Here is a 25,579-nt window from a genome sequence, read left to right as displayed (position 1 = left end):
TGTTCTGTTTTACGAGGTTCGACCTGAAATCAGGTGCGCGGCTTCAGGTTCTCGGGGTCGTAGATCGGCTTGTAGCCGACGCTGACCACTTCGACCGGGTAGGTCTCGGCGAAATACTCGACGTTGAGCTTGCGGCCGACCTGGCAGTATTCCTGGGGGAGGTAGGCAAGCGCGATGTTCTTGCCGACCGTCGGGCCGTAGGCGACCGAGGTGGTGTAGGAGATGCGGCCGAGGCTGTCGACCAGGGTCTTGCCTGTTTCCGGATCCATGACCGGCATGGAGCCGACGGGGTAGCGCTTGACGCCCGTCGAGTCGGTGTTCTCGGTCATCACAAGCGTGCAGAGCATGGCCGGCTGCTGTTCGCGCGCCTTGTATTCCAGGTGCTTGGCCTTGCCGCGGAAATCGGCTTCCTTGACCTTCGGGCGGGCGAGGTCGGCTTCCAGCAGGTTGTACTGGGTGAGCAGGTCGCCGTTCTGCAGGCGCAGGGACTTTTCCATGCGGCGCGAGTTGGCGTAAGTCTCGACACCGAAGGGCATCACGCCGGTGGCGCGCAGCGCGTCCCAGACGGCGAGGCCATCCTCGTACTTCATATGCAGTTCCCAGCCCTGTTCACCGACATAGGAGATGCGGAAGGCGGTGACCGTCTTGCCCGCGATCTCGATCGGCTTGATGGCCGCGAAGGCGAAGTTTTCGGGATCGAGCGCTGCCGGATCGGCGACAACCTTTTTCAGCGTGTCGCGGGCGTTCGGCCCCCAGATGCCGATCGTGATGAACTTTTCAGAGACGTCCGTAATCGTCACGTCGAGACCGCGATCCTCGGCCACGCGCTTCATGTAGTGGAAGTCGCGCGGGCCGGCATCGGCGCCGTTGATGAGGCGGCAGCGGTCGGCCATGCGGATGACCGTGAAGTCGGCGCGGACCATGCCCTCGTCGTCGAGGAAGTGGGTGTAGATGCCCTTGCCGATGTTGGCGTCACCGCCGATCTTGGCGGCGCAGAGCCATTCGAGCAGGTCGACATGGTCAGGGCCTTCGATATCGACCATGTGGAAGTGGCTGAGGTTGACGATACCGCAATCCTCGCTCATCGCCAGATGCTCGGCGTTGGAGACGCGCCAGAAATGGCGGTTGTCCCACTCGTTTTCGCGCACCGGAACTTGGGAACCGTATTTCTCCAGCAGGTGCTCGTTAGCCTTGTAGCCGTGGGCGCGTTCCCAGCCGCCAAGTTCCATGAAGTAGCCGCCGAGTTCCTTCTCGCGCTCGTAGAAGGGCGAGCGCTTGGCGCCACGGCCGGAGGCGTAGGGTTCGCGGGTGTGGACGGCGGGGAAGTAGATCTTCTGCGCAGCCTCGTAGCAGCGGCCGGCGATGAAATCCTCGGTCAGCTGGTGCGGGTAGAAGCGGGAATAGTCGATCGAGTTGTGGTCGATCTCGGTGCGGCCGTCGGTCATCCAGTCGGCGATGAGCTTGCCGTAGCCCGGGCCGTCCTTGACCCAGATGGCGACGCAGTACCAGAGGCCGCGCACCTTCTGGCTCTCGCCGCAGGACGGGCCGCCGGCGGCCGAGACCTGCAGCAGGCCATTGAAGGAGTGACCTTCGTTATAGCCGAGTTCGCCGAGGATCGGGGTCAGTTCCATCGCCTTTTCGAGCGGCTCGAGGATCTGCTCCATTTCGAGATCGCGCTGCGAGGGCGAGAGGCGCGCCTCGTGCTTTTCGAGAAGCTCGCGTGGGTGGCACATGCGCGGATTGGTGGTCTCGTAATAGCCCCACTCGATCTGGCCGCCTTCAGTGGTCTTCGGGTCGCCGGTGTCGCGCATATAGGCGGAGTTGCCCTGGTCGCGCAGCAGCGGGAAGCCGATTTCCTTGCCCGTGCCTTCGAACTCGTTATAGGGGCCGAAGAAAGTCAGCGGGTGATCGACCGGCATGACCGGCAGGTCCTCGCCGACCATCTCGGCGATCAGGCGGCCCCAGAGGCCGGCGCAGACGATCACATGATCGGCCATGATGGTGCCGCGATGGGTGACGACGCCCTTGATGCGACCGCCTTCGACGATCAGCGACTGAGCCGGCGTGTTGCCGAACATCTTCAGCTTGCCGGATTTCTCGGCGGCATCGACCAGCTTGCCGGCAACGGTCTGCGAGCGCGGGATGACGAGGCCGGCGTCGGGATCGAACATGCCGCCCTGCACCTGATCTTCTTCGATCAGCGGGAACATTTCCTTGATCTCGGAGGGCGAGACGTAGCGGGCGTTGGTGCCGAAGGCCTTGGCCGAAGTCAGCTTGCGCTTGATCTCTTCCATCCAGGCATCGTCGCCCGTGCGTGCGACTTCAAGGCCACCGATGCGGGAATAGTGGCCCATCTTCTCGTAGAAATCGATCGAATACTGGGTGGTCCAGACCGAGAGATAGTCGTGGCTGGTAGTGTAACAGAAGTCCGAGGCGTGGGCGGTGGAGCCAATGTCGGTCGGGATACCGGATTTGTCGATGCCGACGATATCGTCCCATCCGCGTTCGATCAGGTGGTGGGCGATGGATGCGCCGACGATGCCGCCGAGCCCGATGATTACGACCTTCGCCTTTTGAGGAAATTCTGCCATTGCGTGCGACCCTGATTGTATTGCCCAGTGTGGTATTGGCGGTGATCTTAGAGCGACCCGATCCATGACTAGAGCCTGTCCACGACATAAACAACATGCTGCACGACCAGCGCAATGCGGCTTGTGGGGTCGTGATGCGGATTATCGCTTCCGCAGTTGCTTTGCCGGTAGTCTCCATGGTTGCCTCATTGGCGGTGCAGGCTCGGATTTGCCCTGTCGCAAGGCTGGCGTATCGTGATTGCGACATTGTGAGCGCTCTGGGTGTCCTGCCGCATTCATGAAATCGGGATATAGCTTCATGCCGATTATGCCGTCTAATCGCTGCGGTGCCCGTGGTTTATCTTCGCCTCATCCCAACAGGAGAAGATGACATGAAGAAACGCGTTCTCGGAAAGAGCGGGCTTGAGGTATCGGCGATCGGCTTCGGCTGCATGGGGCTCAATTTCAGCTATGGCCATGCGCTTAGCAATGCCGAAAGCGTCAAGCTGATCCGCCAGGCCGTAGACCGTGGGGAGACGTTTTTCGACACCGCCGAGGTCTATGGTCCCTACACCAATGAGGAAATTGTTGGCGAAGCGCTGGCGCCGGTTCGCGACCGAGTGGTGATCGCCACCAAGTTCGGGTTCAACATCGATCAGCAGACCGGCAGGATGGCCGGCGTCAACAGCCGGCCGGAACAGATCCGCCGTGTCGCCGATGCCTCGCTGAAGCGCCTTGGTGTCGAGGTGATCGACCTCTTCTACCAGCATCGCGTCGATCCCAATGTGCCGATCGAGGATGTGGCAGGGGCGGTCAAGGACCTGATCGCCGAGGGCAAGGTGAAGCATTTCGGGCTTTCCGAGCCCGGCGCGCAGACCGTTCGCCGCGCCCACGCCGTGCAGCCGGTGACGGCGCTGCAGAACGAGTATTCGCTCTGGACGCGCGGGCCGGAGACAAACGGCATCCTCGAAGCCTGCGAGGAGCTCGGCATCGGCCTCGTCGCCTATAGCCCGCTCGGCAAGGGTTTTCTTACCGGCGCGATGGGCAAGGATACCGAGATCGGCGACAACGACTTCCGCAAGATCCTTCCGCGCTTCACGCCGGAGGCGATGGAGAAGAACCAGGCGCTGGTCGAGCTATTGAAGCGCATTGGCGCGGAGAAGCAGGCGACGCCGGCGCAGGTGGCGCTCGCCTGGCTGCTGGCGCGCAAGCCCTGGATCGTGCCCATTCCCGGCACCACCAAGCTGCATCGCCTGGAAGAGAACCTGGCCGCGGCCGATGTCGATCTGACGCCTGATGATCTTGCCGAGATCGAAAAGGCGGCTGCCGAGATCGGGGTCGAGGGCGAGCGTTATCCGGAACAGTTGATGAAGACCACGGGGCTCTAACTATCCCGCCACGGCCCGCCCGTTATCGGGCGGGCCATGATCCATTCACGATCGGAGCATGTCATGTCAGGCAATATCGAAGGAAAAGTCGTCGTCATCACGGGCGCAAGCAGCGGTCTCGGGGAAGCTGCCGCGCGGCATCTGGCGCGGGAAGGGGCGAAACTGGTGCTCGGCGCCCGCCGTCTCGACCGGCTCCAAGGGCTGGCGAACGAACTCGGGCTCGGTGACGGCGCCGCGGTTCAGACGGATGTCACGGATGCTGCGCAGGTGAAGCGGCTGGTGGATGCGGCGGTGGCCGCGCATGGCCGGGTGGATGTCGTGATCAACAATGCCGGGCTGATGCCGCACTCGCCGCTCGAACGCGGCAAGATCGAGGACTGGGACCGGATGATCGACGTCAACATCAAGGGCGTGCTCTACGGGATCGCCGCCGCTCTGCCGCACATGAAGGCGCAGAAAAGCGGTCACATCATCAACGTCTCCTCGGTCGCCGGCCACAAGGTTCGAGCAGGAAGTGCCGTCTATGCCGCCACCAAGGCTGCCGTGCGGATGCTCTCCGAAGGACTGCGGCAGGAGGTGAAGCCCTACCATATCCGCACGACGGTGGTGTCTCCGGGCGCTGTCGAATCCGAGTTGCCGCTCAGCGTGACGGAGGCCGATGTCGCGAGGGGCATTCAAGAATTCTACGAGGCCAATGCCATCCCGGCCGAAAACTTCGCGCGGGTCATCGCCTTCGCGATCAGCCAGCCAGATGAGATGGACATCAACGAAATCCTGTTCCGCCCAACGGCGCAGGAGTTTTGATGCCACGACGGCGGACCGAGATCTAGCCGGACACCGCGCCCGAGATGCCGGAGGCGCCTGCCGTCAACGCCGCGATCGCTTCTTCGGCGGCGCGGCGGCCGCTCTTGTAGGCGCCGTGGGCGGTGGAGAAGTCCGTCGCGTGGGTTGCCTCGCCGGCGAAGAACAGGCGGTTGTCGAAGGGGCGCGCAAGTATGCCCCTTGCTTCCCTTTGTGCGGGAAGTGCGTGGCTGTAGCCGCCGCCGATCGATGCCGTTCGCGCCCAGTCGGAGGCGGCCAGCGGTTTGAGATTGCTGCGCACGGATGAGCCGAACAGGTTGACGATCTGGTCGGTGGCGCGCTCATAGGCGGCCGCGGCGCCATCGGCAGCCGCCTTGCGGGCACCGGCGCCGCCGAGAAAGCATTCGATGACGGGCAGGCCGAGCGGCATGATGTAGTAGGAGCCGGTCGCGGCATCGCGGGGATCGCCGATGACGTGGGTTTCGGGTTCGAAGGGGTTTTTACCGTTTATTTCGAGATAGATCTTCTCGTTGTTGCCGAGCGGCAGCCGGCAGGCCGCCTCGCGCCACGGGTCTAGTGCCAAGGGCCAGCGGATCGTGTCGCCGGAGAGAATGTTGGTTGAGCAGGTGACGATGACGGCACGGGGGCGGAGCGTCCCGGCGGAGGTCTCAAGCGTGACCCGGCTGCCGTCGAGACCGATGCTTTCGACCCGCGTGGAAAGGTGCAAGGCCTGGCCTTGCGGGATCGCGGCCGTTATCAGCGCGCCATAGCCTGCGGGCGCACGCCAGTTGTATTCGGTCGATGCCTCGTCATAGGCGGCATAATCCTTGGCGGAGATGCGTTCGAGTTCGTCGCCGCTGATATAGCCGCTCAGGGCCTGCAGGTAATTCGTCCAGCGACCGTTCGGGTCGAGCGCTTCGGCGGCGATGTCGCTTGCCGGCGGGGCATCAATGATGCGTTCGCTCCAGGCTCCGAACTCCGTCTGCGCGGCAATGTGGTCGGATGGCGGGAAGCCGAGTTCGCGGTATTGCGATCCCCAGGCGCTCCGGCGGCGGTCGACCACGATGCCGAGTTCTTCGGCGATGCCGACCCAGGGATTGCGGTCGGCGGAATGCAGCCATCCGCAACCGAGATCGATCGCCATGCCCGATATCTGGCGGGTGAAGCCACGGCCGCCGGGGCGGGGAAGGGCTTCCAGCACTATGGTGGAAAGGCCGCTGCCGGCCAGTCTTCTCGCGGCGCCGATGCCGGCCGCGCCTGCGCCGATGATAACGATGTCCGGTTCTGACGTCATGGACTACCGTTGACATGTTCCATGGCGGAAGGGAAGCCTGACGTCATCAGGCGATTAGCCGCCGTAGTCCGCGTCGCTCACCTTTTCCATCCAGTCAACGGCCTTGCCGTCGAGCATCTCCGCGATGGCGATGTGCGACATCGCGCAATCCGGCGCTGCGCCGTGCCAGTGCTTCTCGCCGGGCTCGAACCAGATGATGTCGCCGGGGCGGATTTCCTCGACGGGACCACCTTCGCGCTGGGCGCGGCCGAGGCCGGAGACGACAAGAAGCGACTGGCCGAGGGGATGGGTGTGCCAGGCGGTGCGGGCGCCCGGCTCGAAGGTGACGGTCGAGCCGCTGAGATTGCCGCTGCCGCTGAAGGCGGCGTCGAGCCGGACGGCGCCGGTAAACCAGTCCTCGGGGCCCTTCCTGGAGGGTTGTGATCCTGTGCGGGTGATCTTCATGTCATGCTCTCTCGTTCGGGCGCGGGCGCCGATGCTGTCGTACCGCAATCTAGCCGGGCGACAGGATGATCGGTAGTCGTTATATCTTGCATGCAGTCATATCTGGAGTTCATGAATGCGGCGCGAAGAACTGGTCGACCTGAATGCCTTCATGACGGTGGCGGAGGAGCAGAGCTTTACGCGCGCGGCGGCGAAGCTCGGAACGTCGCAATCGGCGCTCAGCCATACGATCCGGCGGCTGGAAACACGGCTCGGCGTGCGGTTGCTGACACGGACGACGCGCAGCCTCGCACCCACCGAGGCGGGAGAGAAGCTGCTCGCGACGCTGCGCCCGGCACTCGACAGCATCGGCGCCGAACTTGCCTCGCTCGGCGAGCTCCGGGAGAAGCCGGCGGGGACGATCCGTATCACCACCTCGGAGCATGCAGCCAACACGATCCTGTGGCCGACGCTTGAGACGCTGCTGCCGGACTATCCCGATATCCATGTCGAGCTCAGCCTCGATGCCGGATTGACCGATATCGTCACGGAACGGTTCGACGCCGGCGTGCGGCTCGGCGAGGCGGTCGCCAAGGACATGATCGCCACGCGGATCGGCCCTGATCTGCGCATGGCGGCCGTGGCGTCGCCCGGCTACTTCGAGAGATACCCTATCCCCCGCACGCCACAGGACCTCGCCGATCACCGGTGCATCAATCTGCGCATGCTGAGCGCCGGCGGTCTTTATGCCTGGGAGATGGAGAAGGACGGGCGCGAGGTGAGGGTACGGGTCGAGGGACAGCTTGCCTTCAACAATGTGAGGATGATGCTGCGCGCGGCGGCGGCCGGTTTCGGGATTTGCTTCGTCATGGAGGATCATGTCCAGCAGCAACTGGCCGACGGTACGCTGGTGCGCGTGCTGGAGGACTGGTGCCCGCCCTTTGCGGGATATCATCTCTATTACCCCAGCCGGCGCCAGCCCTCGGCGGCGTTCGCGCTGCTCGTCGAGGCGCTGCGATATCGCGGCTGAGACGGGCTACATGCCCTCGTCGGGAATATTGAGGAGGTGGCCGCAGGCCTTGCAGTGCACGGCGTCTGCGTCGTGGCGGTGCAGGCCGCATTGCGGGCAGGGGAAATTAACTTTGTAGGGGCGCACGACGGCCTGGGCGAGGCGGACGAAGAGCGAGATGCCGATGATCATGGTGATGATCGAGGTGAGCTTTCCCGATGTGCCGGGAAGCGTAATGTCGCCGAAGCCCGTGGTGGTGACTGTCGCCACGGTGAAATAGAGGGCGTCGACAAAGCCTTCGCTGCCTTCGCGGTTGTAGAAGAAGCTGGTGTAGACGAAGCCGGTGACGATGAAGAGGAACACCACCAGATTGAGGCTGGCGCGGGCGACGTCGAGCCATTGAATGCAGCCGCAACGGCGTAGCGCCTCCCTGAACAGGCTGCTGTTGCCGATCGCCCAGACGCGCATGGCGCGCAGGAAGGCGAAGTTGAAGAGAAGGTCGGGGAAGAGCAGCGTCGCCAGGATGAAGAGGTCTATCCAGGTCATCAGGCGGGTGAAGAAGACCTTCATGTCGCCGGCGATCAGGCCGCGGGCCACGAGCTCGATCGCGATCCAGGCGGCGACCGTGTAATCGACGATGACATAGGAGTGGCCCTTGCGCAGGAAGGGGCCAAAGAGGAAAAAGGCGAGAATGGCGAGGTCGATGATCGCCAGCAGCGCCTGCAATTGCAGCGAGCGGGTATCCTGCCCGCGCTCCAGCCAGCGCAGCCTGTTGCGAAGGGTTTCGGTGCTTTGCGAGAGGTGTCTTGGATGCGGTAGCGGATCGGTCATTCGGCGAGACTATCTACATGGGCGGGCTTGGTAATATCTGCCTGCGCTCGGCGATTTCAACGGTCAGGGCGGGTTCAATGCCGGTAGGGCGCCTCGATGCTTGGTGCCGGCGGAAAAGGGACGCGCCTTGCGGACACGCTCGATTGCTTGCCGCAACGCTGCGGCGTCGAAGGCCGTGTGCTCCCGCGCGAATAGGTGTTGCTGGAGGCGGTAGTATTGACGGCTGAGCTCGTCGTCGGCGGATTGTTCGACCCAGTTTGCCGGGGAACCGAGGCTTGCCAGGCGGCACCAATCTGTCAGGGCGGAGTAGATTTCCTGTGCTCCTCCCGTGTCGAGGGCTGCGAGAAGCTGGCGATAGGCCGCGTGCTCCGGGCGCGCCCGGCTGGTGCGGTAGCGGGCGAGCAAGGCCGTAATCATATTGCGTCGTTTCCAGATCGTTGCCGTGATGGCGGCGAGGATCGCGACGGCAAGTGCCGCGAGAGCGATCGCTCTGGTTGAGAGGGATGCGGATCGTTCGGTTGGCTTGTCGACGACGGGGGCGATGCCGGTCGATTTCGCATCGGCCTTTGCCACGCTCAGCTTTGTGGGGGGAAGCGTCGAGGTCTGGTCCGCATGTGCATCTATGTCGAACCAGTGCATCGTCGCGGCCGGGATGTCGAAGCTGCCTTCCGACGGGGCGACATAGGTCAGAACTTCCACTCGCTCGCTGCCGCGTTCGTTGTCGACGGTCACGCCGTCCTTCAGGAGCGGGGGCTTGGCGTAAGCCTGCAGCCCCGAGGGATTGTGGAGTTCCAGCGGTGGGATCAGCATGGCCTGCGTGTCTCTGGAGAAGATCGTGATGGTGCGGACAATCGCCTCGCCTGATTTCAGCGTGGCCGGGTCGCGGTCGAAGCTCTCCTTCAGCGTCAACCCGCTCGCGGCGAATGCCACGCCTTGCGACTGCGTGCCGCCGCCGACAGTGAAGCTTGCCGATGGCGCCATGACCTCTGCCCTGGTCGGCTTACCGTCCACGGAGTAGCCGAGTTCAATGGCGAAGGGCGGCACGACGTAGGGTCCCGATTTTTCGGGGACGATGGCGTAGGTTCGGCGAATGCCGGAATATTGCACGCCGTCGATGGTCTGAACACTGTTCTGCGCGCGTTCGTCGGGAAGCGTGACCAGCGCATCGGGCAGGTCGAACAAGGGGAACTGCGGCGGCGAGGTGAAGAAATCGGGGGCGAAGACATCGACGATCAGATGGATGCGCTGGCCGGGGACGATCTCTCCCTGTTCCTCGACCGCCGTGCGGGCGAAAGGTGCCGCCGACGACGCGGGAAGCGCTGCTCCGAACAGCAGAAGAAGGGCGTAGATCCACCTCATGGCTTCTTGTCCCCGACTTCGAGGGCGAACTTTCTTGCCATGAGGCCGGCGGGGCTAACCTGGATGTTCTTCATCCACATCTCCGAGGTCTGCTCGGCGATATCGACCTCGCCCGCCTTGCCTTGCTTTCCCTTGTCGTCGAACTGGATTTGGTCCGGCTTCTCGTTGGGATCCTGCGGCTGCTCGTCCTGGTCCTGCTTCTGTGCGGCGAGCAGACCCTCGGCGAGGGCGAGATTTGCGGTGGCATCCGGCCAATCCTTGCGGGCCTCCAGCGCCTTGTTATAGGCGGCGACAGCGGGCTCGAACTTGCCGAGGCGCATCAGCGCGTTGCCCTGGTTGAACCAGCTCTCCGGCGTATCGACCGCCGCGAAGGCATCGATCGCCTCTGCATATTTTCCGGCGCGATAGAGTGCAGTGCCGCGCCACATCGGGTCACGGAAGTCGGCTGCGGCCGCCGTGTATTCGCTGCGCTCGAAGGCGAGGCGGCCCTGCTGGTCCGGGGTGAGCCACATGCCGGCAAGGCCGGCCGCTTCGGACTGCGCGGGAAGAAGGACAAGCCGCGCGGCGAGCAGCAGCGCGCCGGTGCGCACCACCCAGCCGCCGCGGAAGGAAAGGGCAAAGAGGAGGGCGATCGGGAACAGCAGGAGCCAGCCGGCATCCTTCCAGCGGTCGCCTTCCTCCGTCTTGCGGGCGGCGAAATTGGTGGCAACGTGCTGGATGACCCACGTAACGTCGGTGTCGTCGGCGGTCGATGTCGCGACCTCGACGCCGGTATCGCGACCAAGCTTCTTCAGCGCGTCGATGTCGAGCTTTGCAAAGACGCGGGCGCCGGCGGCATTGGTCAGGAAACTTCCGTCGGGCGTTTTCACCGGCCCGCCCTCGGCGGTGCCGATGCCGAGAACGAGCAGGTTCTGGTCCTTTTCCGCCTTGAAGGCGGCGGAAGCCGCATCCTCCACGCCGTCGGTGAGAAACAGGATGGTGCCGGCCGCCTCTTCATTCGCAAAGGTCTTACTGGCAACGGCGAGCGCATTTGCGGTGTTCTTTCCTGCAACGGGCATGATGCGTGTGGCGAGCGCGTCGCCGTAGGTTGCGAGCAGGCCTGAGTCATCCGTCAGCGGCAGCACCTGATGCGCCGAGCCGGCATAGGCGACCAGTGCGGTGCGCCCGCCCGGTCTGGCCGCGACGACATCCTTGATCTTCAGCTTGGCGCGTTCGAGGCGTGACGGGGTGATGTCGATCGCGTCCATGGTGGCGGAGAGATCGACGGCGATAACCAGCGGTGCCGTGTCCTCGACGAAGGGCGGCGCCTCCCGTTCCCAGGTCGGGCCGGCGGCGGCAAGGGCGGAGAGTGCAAGGACAGCCGAGAGAACCCAGGAGGGGCGGATGCGGGAGGCCCGGGCCGGCTTGACGATCAGGCTCTCCAGCAGGTGCGGGGCGATCATGCTCTTCCATCGGTCGCGGATGTCGGAGGCGCGGGAGGAAAGCCAGAGGATGGCGATCGGGACGAGCAGGGCGACGAGCCACCAGGGGCGCAGGAAATGGAAGTTCTCGATCATGCGGCTCGCCTCCTCAGGAGACCGGCCGCGCCGCTGGCGCCGTAGAATAAGGCGAGCACCACGATGGCGGCGCCGAGCGGCCAGTGGAACAGCTCGATCCGGGGGCGCCAGGAGAGGCTCTTCTGGTTTTCGGGGGTGATCTGGTCGAGCACGTCGTAGATCGCCGCGAGCTGCATCTGGTCGCCGCCGAAGAAATATCGTCCGCCGGTGTCGGTCGCCACCTTCTGCAGTGTGGCGGCATCTAGCTTGTCCTCGCCGGTTGCCGCGGGATCGCCGATGCCGACGGTATGGATGACGACGCTCTTCTGCTTGGCGATATCGGCGGCCTTTGCCGGCGGCATCTTGCTTGCGGTGTCGTTGCCGTCGGTCAGTATGATCAGCACTTTTTCTGGAACGGTCGTCTTCTCGAACATCTTGATGGCGAGCCCGATGGCATCGCCAAGCGAGGTGCGCGGGCCGGCCATGCCGGGCAGGGTCTGCGCTATCACTGTCTCCACCGTCCGGTGATCCATGGTGAAGGGGACGAGCGGATAGGGGGCGTCACCGAAGGCGATGAGGCCGATGCGGTCGCCTTTCCGCTTCTCCACGAAGTCGGCGACGACGGTGCGCACGGCATCGACACGGGCATGGCTGGAACCGTCGGGCGCGGTGAAATCCACAGTGTCCATCGATTGCGAGAGATCGAGCGCCAGCATGAGGTCGCGCTGCGGCTCGACCTTGTCGATTGGCGGCTCGACGAATTGCGGCCGAGCCAGCGCGAGGACGACGAGGCACCAGGCGAGCGTTTCGGCGATGATCTGCGGCCAGGTGCGTCGGGCAACGACGGAGCCCGCGGTGGGGGTGACGCCGGCGGCCCCCGCCACCTCCTTGAAGAAGGGAAGGCGGACGGAGGCCGACGTCTCGCGATGCGCCGGGAGGATCCACCAGATCACGAGGGGCAGGGGAAGCAGGATCAGGAGCCAGGGGTAATCAAGCTGGTACATGGTGATGCTCGATCCAGCCTCTGGCCGCCGCCAGCAACGTGTCGACCTGATTTTCTGGGACAGAACCGGGATCGCCCGGTTCGCGATATTCGCCGTCATCGAGTAATTCCGCCAATGCCTCGCCCGTTTCCGCCTTGCCGTCTTCACCGAGGAAATCGACCCATGCCATACCCGACAGAGCCGCGACGGGTGGGCGGCCCCAGGCTGCGAGGGCGGTGCGCTTCAGGACGATCGCGAGTTCTTCCATACCCTGGCGACGCGTTGTCGGGTCGCGGGTAAGGCGGTCTATCCTGTCCATTTCGGCGAGCGCCTCGCGACGATAGGCGTTAGCGCGACGGCGGCGGAGCCAAGCAAAAAAGACAAAGGCGAGTACCGTGAAAAGGACAAGGGCAAGAAGCGCCCAGCCCCAGGTGTGAGGCATCCAGGAGACAGGCGTCGGCATGGCGATGTCTCTGAGCGAGCGCAGGGCGGTCTCGGTCATGGGATCGAGTTTCGGCGTGGCCGGCTCCATCACCGTCTCCTCTGGCGCCAGGCGGATTGCTCCAGCAGCTTGCGCAGCTGTGGAGCGGTTTCCTCGGCGGACGATATCGGAAGCATCGGCAGGCCGAGCTCGCGTTGCCAAGCCCGGAGCTCGCGGCCGCGATCGCGGGCGAAACTGTCGATCGACTGGCGCACGCCGCCCTGCTTCAGCGCGAGCTCGGCCTGCAGCGCGCCGCCGCTGACGACGATATTGCCGGTGCGCGGCAGCTCCAGCAGGAAGGGATCGTAGACCAGCAGGCAGATGACGTCGTTGTGGGCGGCGAGCCGGAGCAGCATGTCGCGTGTCGAGGCGGTGTGACCGTCGAAATCGCTCACGATGATGACGAGGTGATCGTGGTGGGCGATGGCGGCGACGCGCTCGATCGTCCTGTCCAGCGCCTCGGGCGAGGGGGGCGCAGCATAGGCGGCATCGAGGGCGGCGTTCTGGCGGGCGATGCGGTCGGCGAAGCCGATGACGGCCTGGCGGCTGCGATGCGGTTTGACGTCGTCGATCGTCTCGTCGTTGAAAACGAAGCCGCCGACACGATCGCCGGAGCCCAGGATGCGCCAGGCGCAAAGTATCGCCGCTTCGGCTGCCGTGACCGACTTCATGGCGCGGCGGCTGCCGAAAAACATGTTGATGCGCTGATCGACGACAACAAGCGCCGGGCGTTCCTTTTCCTCGGAATAGACGCGGACGGTAGGCTTGCCGGTGCGTGCTGTAACGCGCCAGTCGATCGTGCGCACGTCGTCGCCGGGCAGGTAATCGCGCAGTTCCTCGAAACTCAATCCACGGCCCCGCATTGCGGACTGCATGCGGCCGGCCAGCTGGCGGTGGCTTTTCGCCTTCTGGACGAAAGCGAGATCGCGGGCGCGCGCCTCGAGTGCGACGAGCTGCTGCGTGGTGACGTGGACACCTGTCGTCGTCTCCATGGCGGCCTCACGAAACCGCCACCAGTTCGACGATCCGGTCGATCACCTGGTCGGGCGTGGTGTTTGACGCATGGGCTTCGTAGGAGAGAATCAGCCGGTGGCGGAACACGGCATTGACGACGGCCTTGACGTCGTCGGGGGTGACGTAGTCGCGGCCCTTCAGCCAGGCGTAGGAGCGCGAGACCTTGTCGAGGCCGATGACGCCGCGCGGGCTGATGCCGACCTGGACGAGCGTGGCGAGATCCTTGTCGTATTTGTCGGGATAGCGTGTCGCCAGCACCAGTGCCACGATATAAGCCTCCACCGGGTCGGAGACCGTGATCGTGCCGATCTCCTTGCGGGCGTCGAAAATCGCCTGCGGGTTCAGCTTCTGCAGATCGGCGGGCTTGGTGTTATCGTGCGCGGCGTTTTCCTCGTCGCGGTTGAGCCGCATGATTGCTGCTTCCGATTTTCCATCGGGATAGCCGACCTCGACATGCATCAGGAAGCGATCGAGCTGCGCTTCGGGAAGCGGGTAGGTGCCTTCCTGTTCGATCGGGTTCTGCGTCGCCATGACCATGAACAGCGGCGGCAGCGGATAGCTCTTGCCGCCGACGGTGACCTGCCGCTCTTCCATCGCTTCGAGCAGCGCCGATTGCACCTTGGCCGGGGCGCGGTTGACCTCGTCGGCAAGGATCAGGCTCGCGAAGATGGGTCCGGGCTGAAACTTGAACTCGCCCTTGCCACCCTCGCTGAAATAGATGTCGGAGCCGGTGATATCGGCGGGCAGCAGGTCGGGGGTGAACTGGATGCGCGACAGATTCGCGTCGAGATTCTTCGCGAGGCTTTTGATGGCGCGGGTCTTGGCGAGACCGGGCAGGCCTTCGACCAAGAGGTGTCCGTTCGCCAGAAGGCCGAGCAACAGGCTCTCGACCATTTTTTCCTGGCCAATGATCGACTGGCCGATCCGCCCGCCCAATGCCAGAATGTCGTCGCGTGCGGCCATGTCGAGGTCCCGATCCCACAAGTTTGGGGGCCGGAACAGGCTTCCGGCAGCAGATCCGCAATCTTGTCCGGTGGTCGCGAAAACGGAAGTACGCAACGGTAACAGCGACGGCCTATAGCTGGTGTCGGCGTCTCACGTCGGCGTGATCGGACGCGGCGATTCTTGACAATCGATTTAGCCGGGAAATATCTGTGCTACGCACCTCAAATCCAGTAGCTTTGTTGCCGATGGATGGGCTTCGAACGCAGGGCTTCAGGATTCGGCATGATCGACACGCGATTTTCGACCGCTCTGCAAATCGTGATCAGCGTCGCGGTCAATGAGGAAGCGGATATTCGCACGACAAGCCATTCCCTCGCCGAAGGTCTGGACACCAATGCCAGTTTCGTTCGCAAGCTGCTTTTACCGTTGAACGAGCACGGTATTCTCGTGTCCTCGGCGGGCGGCAAGGGCGGCATCAGGCTTGCGCGACCGCGCGGGGAAATTCTGCTCAGTCAGATCTACGCTTCGGTAACCGGCGACAAGAAGATCTGGGCGACGCGACACGACATTCCACACGAAGGGCTCGTCGGCGAGAACATCGGCGATCTCTCCGAATATTTGAGCGAACGTGCCGAGCAGGCCGTCGTCGAGATGCTGGGGTCTGTCACCGTCGAGGACAGTGTCGCCGAGCTCCGCAGGCTGGAGGCTCAGAAGAATACTCCCACGGAAACACAAAAAGGGCCGCCCGGCAGGGAACCAGGCAACCCTTCCTAACTGATCGGAGGTCAATCTGATCAGAAACTTTTAAGCGGGCACCATGCGATCCATGGTGCCCGCCGCGCTTATTAGAACGCGCGCTGCAGGCGGAAGAAGCCCGAGGTTACATCGTTGCCCTGATCCGGGTCGGTGTAGTTTACGGTCGCCTTGGCATAGAGGTTGTCGACGATCTGGTAATCAACCGTCAGACCGACCTTCCAGGCGTCGTTGTTGTCGTTGAACTCGCCAGCGACGATGCCGTAGTTGCCGTAGTACTGAACGCCGGGGGTGATCTTCAGCTTGTCGGTAGCCTTGATCGCGTATTCGGCGGCGAATACCCACTCAGCCTTGTTGTAGTACGCGTTCGGGTCAGAAGAATAGATGGCTGCGAGACCGAGGGTGCCCGGGCCGATTGCAACGGTGCCCATTGCGCGGACAGCGCCGGCTTCGTTGTCGGTGTCGTAGCCAGCCGTTACCTGATAGGTAAAGGCGCCGGCCTTGCCGCCGATGCCAACAGCAACGCCGAAGTTGTTGGAGGTTTCGCCGTTGTAGTACGGGCTGTCTTCCAGCTCGTCGACGCTGATGCCGGCGTAGAAGTCGCTGGCTTCGTACTGGTAGCGAATGGAGTTATGCAGCGTGACCGGCGAGCCGATGTCGTCGGTTTCGCCAGAGAGGCCATCGTCCCACCAGCTGTAGAACAGACCAGCGCGGAAGCCGGCGATGTCGATGTAGGCGGAGTCGAGGATAGCGGCCTGCGAGGAAGCGTTGTCAGCATTCGTCTGCAGAACGATTACGCCGGTGAGCGGGCCGTATTCGGTGTCGCTCTTGGCGGTGAACTGAACCTGACCGCGGGTGTACATGTCCCAGTCCGAACGGTTGGTTCTCGTCGTGCCGTTGCCGGCCGTAATGTCGGCGTTCGGGCTTACGTTGAGCTGCGTACGGATGTAACCGCTGACCTTGAGGCAGGTTTCCGTGCCCGGGATGTAGAAGTAGCCGGTGCCGTAAGCGTCGCAGACGCGAACGTATTCAACGGCTTCCGGCTCGGCAGCGACAATCGCGTCGGCAGCCTGGGCGCCCGAGAAAGCAGACAGAGCTGCCGCCGAGCTGATAAGCATCATCTTAATGTTCATAACGAAGTCCAATCTTTGTGGATTGGGCACAGGTTATCGCTGCCGAAATCGGCCCCTACCTACCCCAAATTCTTTTCGTACAAGCCCTCGGAAAACTGGATGTCTTCCGCGCCGCCAAATTACATTTTCGCCGGAATGTATCAATTATAGATACAATTAAATTCTGCTTTATATTGCAATGCGGTAGAGGTGTGTTGCGCAAAGGCAACAGTCGGTTCAGGCGCAGCACAGCACTCAATGTCCCACAGGCAAGACATTGTTATTCAACACCTTTCCAAAGGGCCTTGCTTCGGACCAAACTTATGAAACCAGTCCCCTTTCTTCGAGCACCTGACCGCGCGCGGCACGGACGAACGGGTCATTGCGATAAGCATCGGGATGGCCGTCATCGCCAAGCAGATGTTCGATAAACCTGGATATGCCTTCGCTGAAGACAGCACTCGCCTTTGCAGGTTCGCGGCTCGCGAGATTCGTCGATCCGATGATTCGGACGCCTCGGAATTCGGTGGTGTAGCCGGGTTTCGTAAGCGCGCAGTTCCCACCCCAATCGGCGGCGAGGTCCACGATCACGGTTCCCGACGCCAGTTCAGAAAGCGCCTTCTCGTCCAGAAGGACAGGAGCCTCGCCCGAGGCGGTCACGACGGCGGTTATGATGAACCGCATCTTCTTCAGATGGTGCGCAAGATTTGCTTGGATGATCGCGATGTCGCCGGACCGTGGCGTGGAAGGCGGGGTGTCGCCGCTCACTGCGAGATATTTCGCGCCCAGCCGTTCGATCTTCCGCCGGGAATCAGTCTCGAAGCCGAAGCCGTGGGTAACGGCGCCCAGCCGTCTGGCGGTGGCCAGGGCCTGCAGACCCGCCGGGCCGGTGCCGATCGCCGCCATGGCGATCGGACGCACGAAGTTGCCGTCGATCGCCAGCATGCCCGGTGTGGCGCCGAGTTCGCGCGCCGCTTCGAGTGTCGCGGCCTGACCTACCATCGCGGCCTGTCTCGACCACACATCCATGACGCCTGCATCGCGCAAACCCGCGATGCGCGCCAGATCGAGATGAAAAACGTTTCCGGTGCCCACGGCCGCCGTTTTTGTCTCGCCCCGGGGACTGAGATAGATGACGATCGCATTCGCCTTGAAGGCCGTCTTATCGGCCGGACGGCGGACACTTGCGAGCATATCGGAAAAAGAGAGCAGATCGTGCAAGTCCGCCGGTTCGGCGCCGGCGGCAATGTAATCGTCGTCGGCGAATCCCGCTTCGCGGCCGCAGCCGGGCTCGAAGCGAATGAACAAGCGTGCAGAGAGGCGGCGTACGTCGTCCGGTGTTAGCGCAACACGACGCTCACCGGGAGATGTTTCCCGGAGCAATCCCAACTGGACGCTGACAAGTCTGGACATTCAGTGCTCTGAAAGAAGGGCAAACGACGATGTTCGCGCGTGCTATAGGCTGCGTCGCACATAGTTTTATGACGGTTTTGTAATTTTTATTTTGGCAATTTTCGATGTGCTCAACCTGAGATCATCAAGGATATTCAATGGGTCGGCGTGAACGTGCATGAGCGTTGCCTGATAAGGGCATCTTGTGTGCGGGTTACGGTTTTGCGTGAAAGGATTTGGATGTATTGATCTTTGAGGCGCAGGCTGCTGGAGGCATTCGTGAATTTTTATTCGGTTTATGATCAGGGTTTTGTGCGGGTCGCGGCCTGCACTCCGAATTGCGAGATCGGCGATCCTGATTTCAATGCACAGGCGACACTGGAATTGGCGCAGGCGGGCCATGACCAGGGTGTCGGCCTCATGGTGTTTCCAGAGCTTGGCCTTTCCGGCTATTCTATCGATGACCTGCTCGGCCAGGATGCGCTGCTCAAAGCGGTGGATCAGTCACTTGTCGAGATCGTCTCTGTCAGCCGCGACCTAACGCCGGTCTTGCTCGTCGGCGCGCCGCTGCAGAGCGAGGGACGCCTCTACAATTGCGCGGTCGCCATTCATGCCGGGCGCATCCTCGGCGTGGTGCCGAAGGTGCATCTGCCAAATTATCGCGAGTTCTACGAGAAGCGCTGGTTCGCCTCCGGTCGCAACGTGCGCGGCCAGAGCATTCTCGTCGCCGGCGAAAGCGTTCCCTTCGGCTCAGACCTGATCTTCGCGGCCGATGACATCGCCGAGTACACCTTTCATATCGAGATTTGCGAGGATCTCTGGGCGCCGGCCGCACCCAGCGATTTCGGCGCCCTGGGCGGCGCGCTTATCCTCGCCAACCTTTCGGCAAGCAATATCACCGTCGGCAAGGCCGATACGCGCAAGCTGCTTTGCTCGGCGCAATCGGCGCGCACGCTGTCGGCCTATGTCTATTCGGCCGCGGGGCCGGGCGAGTCGACCACCGATCTTGCCTGGGACGGACAGGCCTGCATCTACGAACTCGGCAGTCTGCTCGCCGAGACCGATCGCTTCCCGACGGGATCGCAAATGTGCGTGGCCGATGTCGATACCGAGCGCCTGCGGCTGGAGCGGCTGAGGACCGGCACATTCAACGATGCGGCGACGCTCAATCTCGATGCCAGCCACGCGTTCCGGCGCATCTCCTTCCCGTTCGCGAAGCCTGCCGGCGATATCGGGCTGAAGCGCGATGTAGCGCGCTTCCCATTCGTGCCCGCCGATGCCGGGCGGCTCGACCAGGATTGCTACGAGACCTTCAACATCCAGGTGCAGGGCTTGATGAAGCGGCTGCGCTCCACCGGCATCAAGCGGCTCTGCGTCGGCATTTCCGGTGGCCTCGATTCCACGCACGCGCTGCTCGTGGCGGCGCGGGCCTTCGATCAGCTGGGCTGGCCGCGCAGCGATATTCTCGGCTTCACCATGCCGGGCTTCGCCACCGGCGACGAGACAAAGGGCAATGCCTGGGCGCTGATGCGCGGCATGGGAATTACAGCAGAAGAGGTGGATATCCGGCCGCTTGCGCTGCAATTGCTCAAGGATCTCAAACATCCGTTCTCGGGCGGGCAGCCTGTCTATGACGTGACCTTCGAGAATGTACAGGCAGGTCTGCGCACAGATTTCCTGTTCCGCGCAGCGAACCAGCGCAACGCACTAGTGCTGGGCACCGGCGATCTCTCGGAGATCGGCCTCGGCTGGAGCACCTATGGCGTCGGCGATCAGATGAGCCATTACAACGTCAACGCCTCGGTGCCGAAGACGCTGATCCAGCACCTTATCCGCTGGGTCATCCGCAGCGGCGATTTCGACGACGAGGCGAATGCGACGCTGGAGCGCATTCTCGATACGCTGATCTCGCCGGAACTGGTGCCGGCTGACGAGAACGGCGTGATGCAGAGCACGGAGGACAAGATCGGTCCCTACGATCTGCATGACTTTTCGCTGTTCTACACGACCCGCTTCGGCCTTCGCCCATCCAAGGTGGTGTTCCTCGCCTATCATGCCTGGAGTGACGCGGAGGCCGGCGTCTGGCCGCCGCACTTCCCGGCCGACAAGCGCCGCAGCTTCGATCTGCCCGTCATCAAGAAGTGGATGGAAACCTTCCTGTTTCGTTTCTTCACCATCAGCCAGTTCAAGCGCTCGGCCTCGCCGAACGGGCCGAAGGTCACCTCCGGCGGCTCGCTTTCGCCACGCGGCGATTGGCGGGCGCCGTCGGATGGCAATGCGCGCATCTGGCTGAAGGAGCTGAAGGCCAACGTTCCCGATCTAAAGAGCTGAGACAGGGATGTTTCAGGGTTGCAAAAGGGCGGCCCTGAAACATCTATAGGCGGGAATGTGTGCGCGACCGAAATGCTTGGAAGGTCTGTCGTCCGATGCGGCACCGCTCAGAAAACACGCCACGCTACGTCGTCTGGCAGGAACCGCGCGGAACCTGGACGGTCATGGATTCCCTGACCTCGCTGCCGGCGGCCACCGACGGCAAGGATCTCTCCGGCCTATCGAAAATCGATGCGGAAGACATCGCACAGGAACTGAACCGCAGCATTGCGGGCGGGCAAGACCCACTCGTATGAATGTTGTGGCCGGCCGCAGTCTTGCTTGCGGCTGCCCAACAGAACACACGCGAATTCTCGGGCGCTAACCGGGTTGGATATAAACTATATAAAAAGTGGCTATTTATTGCCTCTCCATGGTTTTGGCGCTATTTGCTAATATCGGGGATCGATACCGGGGGCTGTGAGGCGATCAAAAATGCTGACGAAAAAAGGCAAGTACGGGTTGAAGGCTCTTGTCGATCTGGCGCGTCTTGCGCCCGGCGAAACGGCGTTCATCAACGATGTCGCGGCGCGCAACAACATCCCCAAGAAGTTTCTCGACACCATCCTGCTCGAACTTCGCAATGTCGGCATTCTGCGCTCGAAAAAGGGGCCGGGAGGCGGGTATTCGCTGTCGCGGGCCGCGTCCGATATCCGCATCGGTCATGTCATCCGCACGCTCGATGGCCCGCTCGCGCCGATCCGCTGCGCCAGCCGCACCGCCTTCGAAGCCTGCGACGACTGTTCGGATCCCGAGACCTGTCAGGTACGGCGTTCGATGACCGAAGTGCGCGACGCGATCGCCGATATTCTAGATAACATGACCCTCGAACAGTTCGTCGCATCCGGCAACAAGCTCGATGACGGTGACGACGAGCATCGGCCGGCTTCGCTCGCCGGCTGAGATCAGAACTGCTTTCCGAAATAGTGGGCGGCGGCCTCACGGTACCGATCCTTGGTCGTCTGTCCGAGCTTCCGGACTCGGGCATTGCGCCAGTGGCGGTCGAGGTTCAGTCCGATATTGGCGCGGTTGCCGGCGGATAGTTCGAAGAGCGCATTGGCGGCTTCGAGCGCGACCGCATTGGCGGTGAGGCTGGCGGCGTCGGCGGAAAAAATCGCATTGCCGATGGACGTCGCCGAAGCGTTTATCTGCGCGAAGTCGAGCTTGTGCCCGGCGCTTTCAATCAGGGCAGCGGTGCCGGTGATGCCGACGGCCAGCTTTCCCATATCCGCTGATGGTGGCGTATCGCGGAGATTGTCGGCAGCGGCACGGGCGATGCCGAGATCCGTGCCTGCATGTAAAAGCGCGGCCAACGCCTGAGCGGTCGATTGGTGCTCTCGGCTGTGAACAAGGACCGCGCCGGGTTCGACACGCAGGCTGCTTGCGACCAGTGTGCCGGTGCCGTTCGTGCGCTGCCCGAAGCCATCCCAGTCATCGACAAGCTGCAGACCATCCGTTTCAACGGACAGATAGACGCCGGTCATGTTTCCGTCAGTGTTGCGGATATTTCGAGCGATGATCCAGTCGGCATAGAGGAGGGCGGGTGAAGGCGTGCTTCTGCCGCTCAGGCGGTAGGCGACGCCGTCGGGCTCGAGCGAGGCGGCTTCGGAGAAGGCGGCGGTCGCAAAGCGGTCGCCGGCAAGCGCCCTGGCAAAGAGAATGGACTGGAGTTCTTCGCTGGCCTCGGTGCGAATGAGTTCGAGCGCATGAAAATGATGCTCCAGAACCTCCGATATCGACGGGTCGCCTTCCGCGATGATCGCGACGATCTCGCCGAGCAGGGAGTTGGCGACATCAAGACCCTCCTGCTCGGGCGGCACGGTGATGGCGGAGAGGCCGGACAGACAGAGTTCGTCGAGTTCGGCATAAGGCAGGATACGGCTTATGTCGCGCTCACTTGCCTGCGCCGCGAAAGAGCTGGAAAGGCGTCGCGCGGTGGAGACAGCTTCTTCTTCGCTTTCGATGCGATGAGCCGGGGGTCTTGTCCGATCCTGAAACTGCGATACTGTTCCCATAGCTGCTCTTCACTATTTCGATACCGTTAGAGGGTACCGATCGCATGCGCCGTGATAAGGCGTGTTTTTCTACAAAACGATCGACACGGAATTTTATTACCCGCTTGCCCGCTGCCATTAGCAGCGTAGTTATGTCCCAGCGTCTCCGAAGCTCCGCGCCGCTTTCGCCCGCGCCAGTCTTCGAGACCAAGCAGCATGAGGTCCGATATGCCAACGTCCGCGCGCCAGCGGCTTACACTCGATCCGGGAGACATGCCGATATATGCCATCGGCGATATTCACGGTCGGCACGACCTGCTGTTGAAAGCCGAGCAGGCGATCATCGACGATGCCGCCAGGATTCCCGGCCGCAAGCTGATCATCACCTTGGGGGACTATATCGACCGCGGACCTTCCTCGGCCCAGGTTGTCTCGCATCTCATGGCGCCGCCGCCGGAGGATTTCGATCGCATTTCATTGACCGGCAATCACGAGATGGTCATGCTGGACTATCTCGACGGGCGCATCTCGTTTTCGGACTGGCTGAAGATGGGCGCCGATACGCTGCTGCATTCCTACGGACTGGATGCCAACCATCTGCCGATGATCTTTCCCGCGGCGAGCAAGCTTGATGCGTTTATCCGGCAGTCGCTGCCGAAGGGACATATCGATTTCATGCGGGCAATGCCGATCCTGGTGGATACGCCGCATGTGCTTTTCGTTCATGCGGGGATCGATCCGTCATTGACGCTTGACCAGCAGAACGATGAGGACCTGGTCTTCATCCGACAACGCTTCCTCAACAGCCGCATTCCGCTGCCGAAGGTGGTGGTCCACGGACACACACCGGTCTCCGAACCGGAAGCGCTACCGATGCGGCTCAACATCGATACAGGCGCCTACCACAGTGACAAACTTACGGTTGCCAGACTGTGGCGGGGGCGCGTGCATCTTTTCTCGACCTGATCAGGCGTCGACTTCGGCCGGTTGCTGTACCTTGTGGGTCTCGCTGGTGTAGTAGCTGGCATAGCTCTGGCGATAACGCTCGGTAGCGCCGAAACTGGTGAACTTGGCAAGCTCCGTCATATCGGTCTTGTTGAGGATCACGCCGAGGATCTTCGATTTGATCTGCGGCTCGGCGTTCAGTATGTCGCGTACGACGTTGGTCGGCGTCGAACCCCACTCCGTCACCAGCAGGAAGCCGTCCACCTGTGGTGCGAAGGCCTTGGCATCGATGACAGGTCCGAGCGGTGCAAGGTCGACCACGATGTAGTCGAACATCTTGCGGGCGTTTTCCATCAGATTGAACATTCCCTGCGAGGACAGCAGTTCGCTGGTGTGCATCAGGTTGTCGTTCGGCATCACGGGCAGGATGGCAAGCTTCGTCGCCTGATCGACCTTGACGGCGCCGGCCCACGGAACCTCTCCGAGAACGGCTTCGACGAGGCCCTTGGTCGGCGGCGTCTTCAGCATGCGCGTCAGGCCGGGATTGCGAAGGTCGGCGTCAATCAGCAGCGTGCGCTTGCCGCTGGAGGCAAGCAGGGCCGCGAAGTTGGCCGCCGTCGTTGATTTGCCTTCGCCCGGCATGGCGGACACGACACCGATGACACGGTCGGACTTGCCCTGGAACATGACGTCGCTGGCGAGCTTGGCGTTGCGCAGCGTCTCGGCGAAGACCGAACGCGGCGCCTCGAGCACGACGCGCATGATGCGCTCGAAGGTCTCGTCATTGTCGGGAGCCTCCTGCAATTCTTCGGGCACGGGCTGCTGGCGCGGCCGGAAGATCTTCTTCTCCTGTGACGGTGCGCCGACCAGTGGCAGATAACCGAGGAACTTCAGGCCAAGGATGGTGCGGACGTCGCCTTCCACACGGAAGAAGCGTTCGTGGAATTCCTTGAACAGGGTCAGGGCGCCGCCGGCCATCAGGCCGAGAACGATCGCCAGACCGATGGTCATGGTCTTCTTCGGGCTGGACGGCGAAACCGGGATGCCGGCGGCGGAGATGACGCGTGCCTTGGCAATCGGGAAGGACTGCTGCTGCGAGGCTTCCTCGTACTTGCCGAGATAGGATTCATAGAGCGTCTTCAATGCGGATGCGCGCTGTTCAAGGTCGTTGAGGTGAACGAGCGACTTGTCGGCTTCCGAGTTCTTGCCCGTGAGGTGCTGGATGTTCTGGCGCAGCGATGCCTCACGCGAGCGGGCAACCTCGGCTTCGTTATGATAGCTCGATGTCAGCTGCTGGAGTTCCTGGTAGATCTGTCGCGTCAGGTCCTGTTTTTCGGAACGAAGCGCGACGGCTTGAGGATGATCCTCACCGAAGTTCGTCACGACATCCTGCTCGCGCTTGCTGACGGAGATGTAGCGAGTGCGCAGGTCCTTGATGACCGTGTTGTCTCCCTGGCTGGAGGAGATGGCCGCGTTGTTGACGGCGCTTTCCGGGCCGAGGTCGACGATCGACTTGAACTGGTTGTAGCGGGCAGAGGCGCTGGCGCTATCGGCCTGGGCCACAATCAGCTGTTTGTTGAGATCGGCCAGCTGTTGCTCGGACATGAGTTCGCCGTTGGCCGAGGTCAGGCCGTTCTCGGACTTGAACTGGGCGACATCCATGGCGGCCTGCTGCGAGCGCTGGCGGAGATCCGTCAGACGCTCCTGCAGCCAGACAGAAGCGCTTTCGGTCGCATCGAAGTTGGCGTTGAGCTGGTCGTTCAGATAGGCCTTGGCATAGGCGCGGGTGATCTGCGCGGCGAGCTGCTTGTCCGTCGAGCGGAAGGAGACGGCGAGCACCGAACTGCGGTTGACGCGCGAGACCGTCAATGCATCCTGGATTAGCGCAGCGGCCTTCTGGCGGCGACCGTTCAACGCGTCCTCTTCACTGACGGGCGTGCCGTTCGGAAGCAGGGCGCTGACGATAACCTTGAGGCCGGACTTGAGGAAGGCGACCGGCGACTTCGGTGGGTCGAGGATGGTCTCGTTGTCGGCGAGCTTCTCCGCATCGACAACGCGAAGCGCGAGTTCGGTAGACTTGAGAATTTCGACCGCGCTGGCGATCTGCATATCGACCTGCTGCGGGCTTGCCACGGGCTGGGCGTCCTGAGCGTATTTCGCCATGTCGTCGTCCAGGAGGATCTGGGTCATGGACGTGTATTGCGGAGTTGCGAAAACCAGGTAGACGGCAGCAAGCGCCACCGTGACGGCAACGCACATGGCGATCAGACCGGCGCGGCGGATGAGAATTGCAATCAGGCGATCGATGTCGATGAAGGAATCGGACTCGTCGGGCGCTTTGGGCAGAGTGCTGTGCAAGGTGAGGTTCCGTTGGTTCATG

22 protein-coding genes are annotated in these 25,579 nt (G+C 62.6%); 8 read left to right on the top strand and 14 right to left on the bottom strand.

Annotated elements, in window-relative coordinates:
• Window positions 1-29: 29 nt before the first annotated feature.
• A complete protein-coding gene (locus tag QTL95_RS16435; protein WP_289720998.1) occupies window positions 30-2,591 on the bottom strand; it encodes a GcvT family protein in 2,562 nt (853 codons plus the stop codon).
• Between the two features lie 371 nt (window positions 2,592-2,962).
• Here QTL95_RS16435 and QTL95_RS16430 point away from each other — a divergent pair, with 371 nt between their 5' ends.
• Window positions 2,963-3,958, top strand: coding sequence for an aldo/keto reductase (locus tag QTL95_RS16430; RefSeq protein WP_289720997.1), 996 nt, complete (start codon window positions 2,963-2,965; stop codon window positions 3,956-3,958).
• A gap of 63 nt (window positions 3,959-4,021) precedes the next feature.
• Entirely contained in the window at window positions 4,022-4,762 is a 741-nt protein-coding gene (locus QTL95_RS16425) for an SDR family oxidoreductase (protein ID WP_289720996.1), read from the top strand.
• Window positions 4,763-4,784: 22 nt separating this feature from the next.
• Here QTL95_RS16425 and QTL95_RS16420 read toward each other — a convergent pair whose 3' ends face one another.
• Together QTL95_RS16420 and QTL95_RS16415 are read right to left on the bottom strand one after the other, a co-directional pair.
• Window positions 4,785-6,053, bottom strand: coding sequence for a flavin monoamine oxidase family protein (locus QTL95_RS16420; protein ID WP_289720995.1), 1,269 nt, complete (start codon window positions 6,051-6,053; stop codon window positions 4,785-4,787).
• Window positions 6,054-6,107: 54 nt separating this feature from the next.
• Complete coding sequence (locus tag QTL95_RS16415) at window positions 6,108-6,497, bottom strand: (R)-mandelonitrile lyase (RefSeq protein WP_289720994.1); 390 nt, start codon at window positions 6,495-6,497, stop codon at window positions 6,108-6,110.
• Window positions 6,498-6,612: 115 nt separating this feature from the next.
• Here QTL95_RS16415 and QTL95_RS16410 point away from each other — a divergent pair, with 115 nt between their 5' ends.
• Window positions 6,613-7,506, top strand: a complete 894-nt coding sequence (locus tag QTL95_RS16410; RefSeq protein ID WP_289720993.1) for a LysR family transcriptional regulator — start codon at window positions 6,613-6,615, stop codon at window positions 7,504-7,506.
• A gap of 6 nt (window positions 7,507-7,512) precedes the next feature.
• On the opposite strand, the gene QTL95_RS16405 is transcribed toward QTL95_RS16410, so the two are convergent.
• The 7 genes from QTL95_RS16405 to QTL95_RS16375 form a co-directional block, all read right to left on the bottom strand.
• Window positions 7,513-8,316 carry a potassium channel family protein gene (locus QTL95_RS16405; RefSeq protein WP_289720992.1) on the bottom strand — a complete coding sequence of 268 codons (804 nt, stop codon included), beginning with the start codon at window positions 8,314-8,316 and terminating at the stop codon, window positions 7,513-7,515.
• A gap of 63 nt (window positions 8,317-8,379) precedes the next feature.
• Complete coding sequence (locus tag QTL95_RS16400; protein WP_289720991.1) at window positions 8,380-9,675, bottom strand: BatD family protein; 1,296 nt, start codon at window positions 9,673-9,675, stop codon at window positions 8,380-8,382.
• Window positions 9,672-11,231, bottom strand: coding sequence for a VWA domain-containing protein (locus QTL95_RS16395; RefSeq protein WP_289720990.1), 1,560 nt, complete (start codon window positions 11,229-11,231; stop codon window positions 9,672-9,674). The genes QTL95_RS16400 and QTL95_RS16395 overlap by 4 nt, the downstream gene beginning before the upstream one ends.
• Window positions 11,228-12,214: a vWA domain-containing protein gene (locus QTL95_RS16390; protein WP_289720989.1), complete on the bottom strand. Its 987-nt coding sequence runs from the start codon at window positions 12,212-12,214 to the stop codon at window positions 11,228-11,230. Before QTL95_RS16390 ends, QTL95_RS16395 begins: the two co-directional genes overlap by 4 nt.
• Window positions 12,201-12,725, bottom strand: a complete 525-nt coding sequence (locus QTL95_RS16385; RefSeq protein WP_289720988.1) for a DUF4381 domain-containing protein — start codon at window positions 12,723-12,725, stop codon at window positions 12,201-12,203. The genes QTL95_RS16390 and QTL95_RS16385 overlap by 14 nt, the downstream gene beginning before the upstream one ends.
• A complete protein-coding gene (locus QTL95_RS16380; protein ID WP_289720987.1) occupies window positions 12,725-13,666 on the bottom strand; it encodes a DUF58 domain-containing protein in 942 nt (313 codons plus the stop codon). Before QTL95_RS16380 ends, QTL95_RS16385 begins: the two co-directional genes overlap by 1 nt.
• Window positions 13,667-13,673: 7 nt before the next feature.
• Window positions 13,674-14,651, bottom strand: a complete 978-nt coding sequence (locus QTL95_RS16375) for an AAA family ATPase (protein WP_289720986.1) — start codon at window positions 14,649-14,651, stop codon at window positions 13,674-13,676.
• A gap of 264 nt (window positions 14,652-14,915) precedes the next feature.
• On the opposite strand from QTL95_RS16375, the gene QTL95_RS16370 reads away from it, so the two are divergent.
• Window positions 14,916-15,407: an RrF2 family transcriptional regulator gene (locus QTL95_RS16370; protein ID WP_289720985.1), complete on the top strand. Its 492-nt coding sequence runs from the start codon at window positions 14,916-14,918 to the stop codon at window positions 15,405-15,407.
• A gap of 71 nt (window positions 15,408-15,478) precedes the next feature.
• Here the strand turns inward: QTL95_RS16370 and QTL95_RS16365 are convergent, their stop codons facing one another.
• Window positions 15,479-16,519, bottom strand: a complete 1,041-nt coding sequence (locus QTL95_RS16365; RefSeq protein ID WP_289720984.1) for a porin — start codon at window positions 16,517-16,519, stop codon at window positions 15,479-15,481.
• 300 nt (window positions 16,520-16,819) lie between these two features.
• Entirely contained in the window at window positions 16,820-17,911 is a 1,092-nt protein-coding gene (locus QTL95_RS16360; RefSeq protein ID WP_289720983.1) for an NAD/NADP transhydrogenase subunit alpha, read from the bottom strand.
• A gap of 258 nt (window positions 17,912-18,169) precedes the next feature.
• Here QTL95_RS16360 and QTL95_RS16355 point away from each other — a divergent pair, with 258 nt between their 5' ends.
• The 3 genes from QTL95_RS16355 to QTL95_RS16345 all read left to right on the top strand — a co-directional run bounded on the left by QTL95_RS16355 (window position 18,170) and on the right by QTL95_RS16345 (window position 21,163).
• Window positions 18,170-20,221, top strand: coding sequence for an NAD(+) synthase (locus QTL95_RS16355; protein WP_289720982.1), 2,052 nt, complete (start codon window positions 18,170-18,172; stop codon window positions 20,219-20,221).
• A 95-nt stretch (window positions 20,222-20,316) separates the two neighbouring features.
• Window positions 20,317-20,517 (top strand): hypothetical protein, encoded by a 201-nt coding sequence (locus QTL95_RS16350; protein WP_289720981.1) that lies wholly within the window; start codon window positions 20,317-20,319, stop codon window positions 20,515-20,517.
• A 178-nt stretch (window positions 20,518-20,695) separates the two neighbouring features.
• The gene (locus QTL95_RS16345) at window positions 20,696-21,163 is read left to right on the top strand and encodes an RrF2 family transcriptional regulator (protein ID WP_289720980.1); all 468 of its coding nucleotides are present in this window, start codon (window positions 20,696-20,698) and stop codon (window positions 21,161-21,163) included.
• Window positions 21,164-21,165: 2 nt separating this feature from the next.
• Here the strand turns inward: QTL95_RS16345 and QTL95_RS16340 are convergent, their stop codons facing one another.
• On the bottom strand, window positions 21,166-22,275 hold the full coding sequence (locus QTL95_RS16340) for a monooxygenase (RefSeq protein ID WP_289720979.1): 1,110 nt from the start codon (window positions 22,273-22,275) through the stop codon (window positions 21,166-21,168).
• A 207-nt stretch (window positions 22,276-22,482) separates the two neighbouring features.
• Between QTL95_RS16340 and QTL95_RS16335 the strand changes: the two genes are divergently transcribed.
• Window positions 22,483-23,220: a metallophosphoesterase gene (locus QTL95_RS16335; protein ID WP_289720978.1), complete on the top strand. Its 738-nt coding sequence runs from the start codon at window positions 22,483-22,485 to the stop codon at window positions 23,218-23,220.
• Here QTL95_RS16335 and QTL95_RS16330 read toward each other — a convergent pair whose 3' ends face one another.
• Window positions 23,221-25,578 (bottom strand): polysaccharide biosynthesis tyrosine autokinase, encoded by a 2,358-nt coding sequence (locus QTL95_RS16330; protein ID WP_289720977.1) that lies wholly within the window; start codon window positions 25,576-25,578, stop codon window positions 23,221-23,223. It abuts the gene before it with no gap.
• Between the last annotated feature and the right edge of the window lies 1 nt (window position 25,579).

It is taken from the genome of Rhizobium sp. S152, from assembly GCF_030380735.1.
Lineage (GTDB): Bacteria > Pseudomonadota > Alphaproteobacteria > Rhizobiales > Rhizobiaceae > Rhizobium.
The sequence above is the reverse complement of the archived record's forward strand: the minus strand, read 5'-3'. Positions and strand labels throughout refer to the sequence as shown.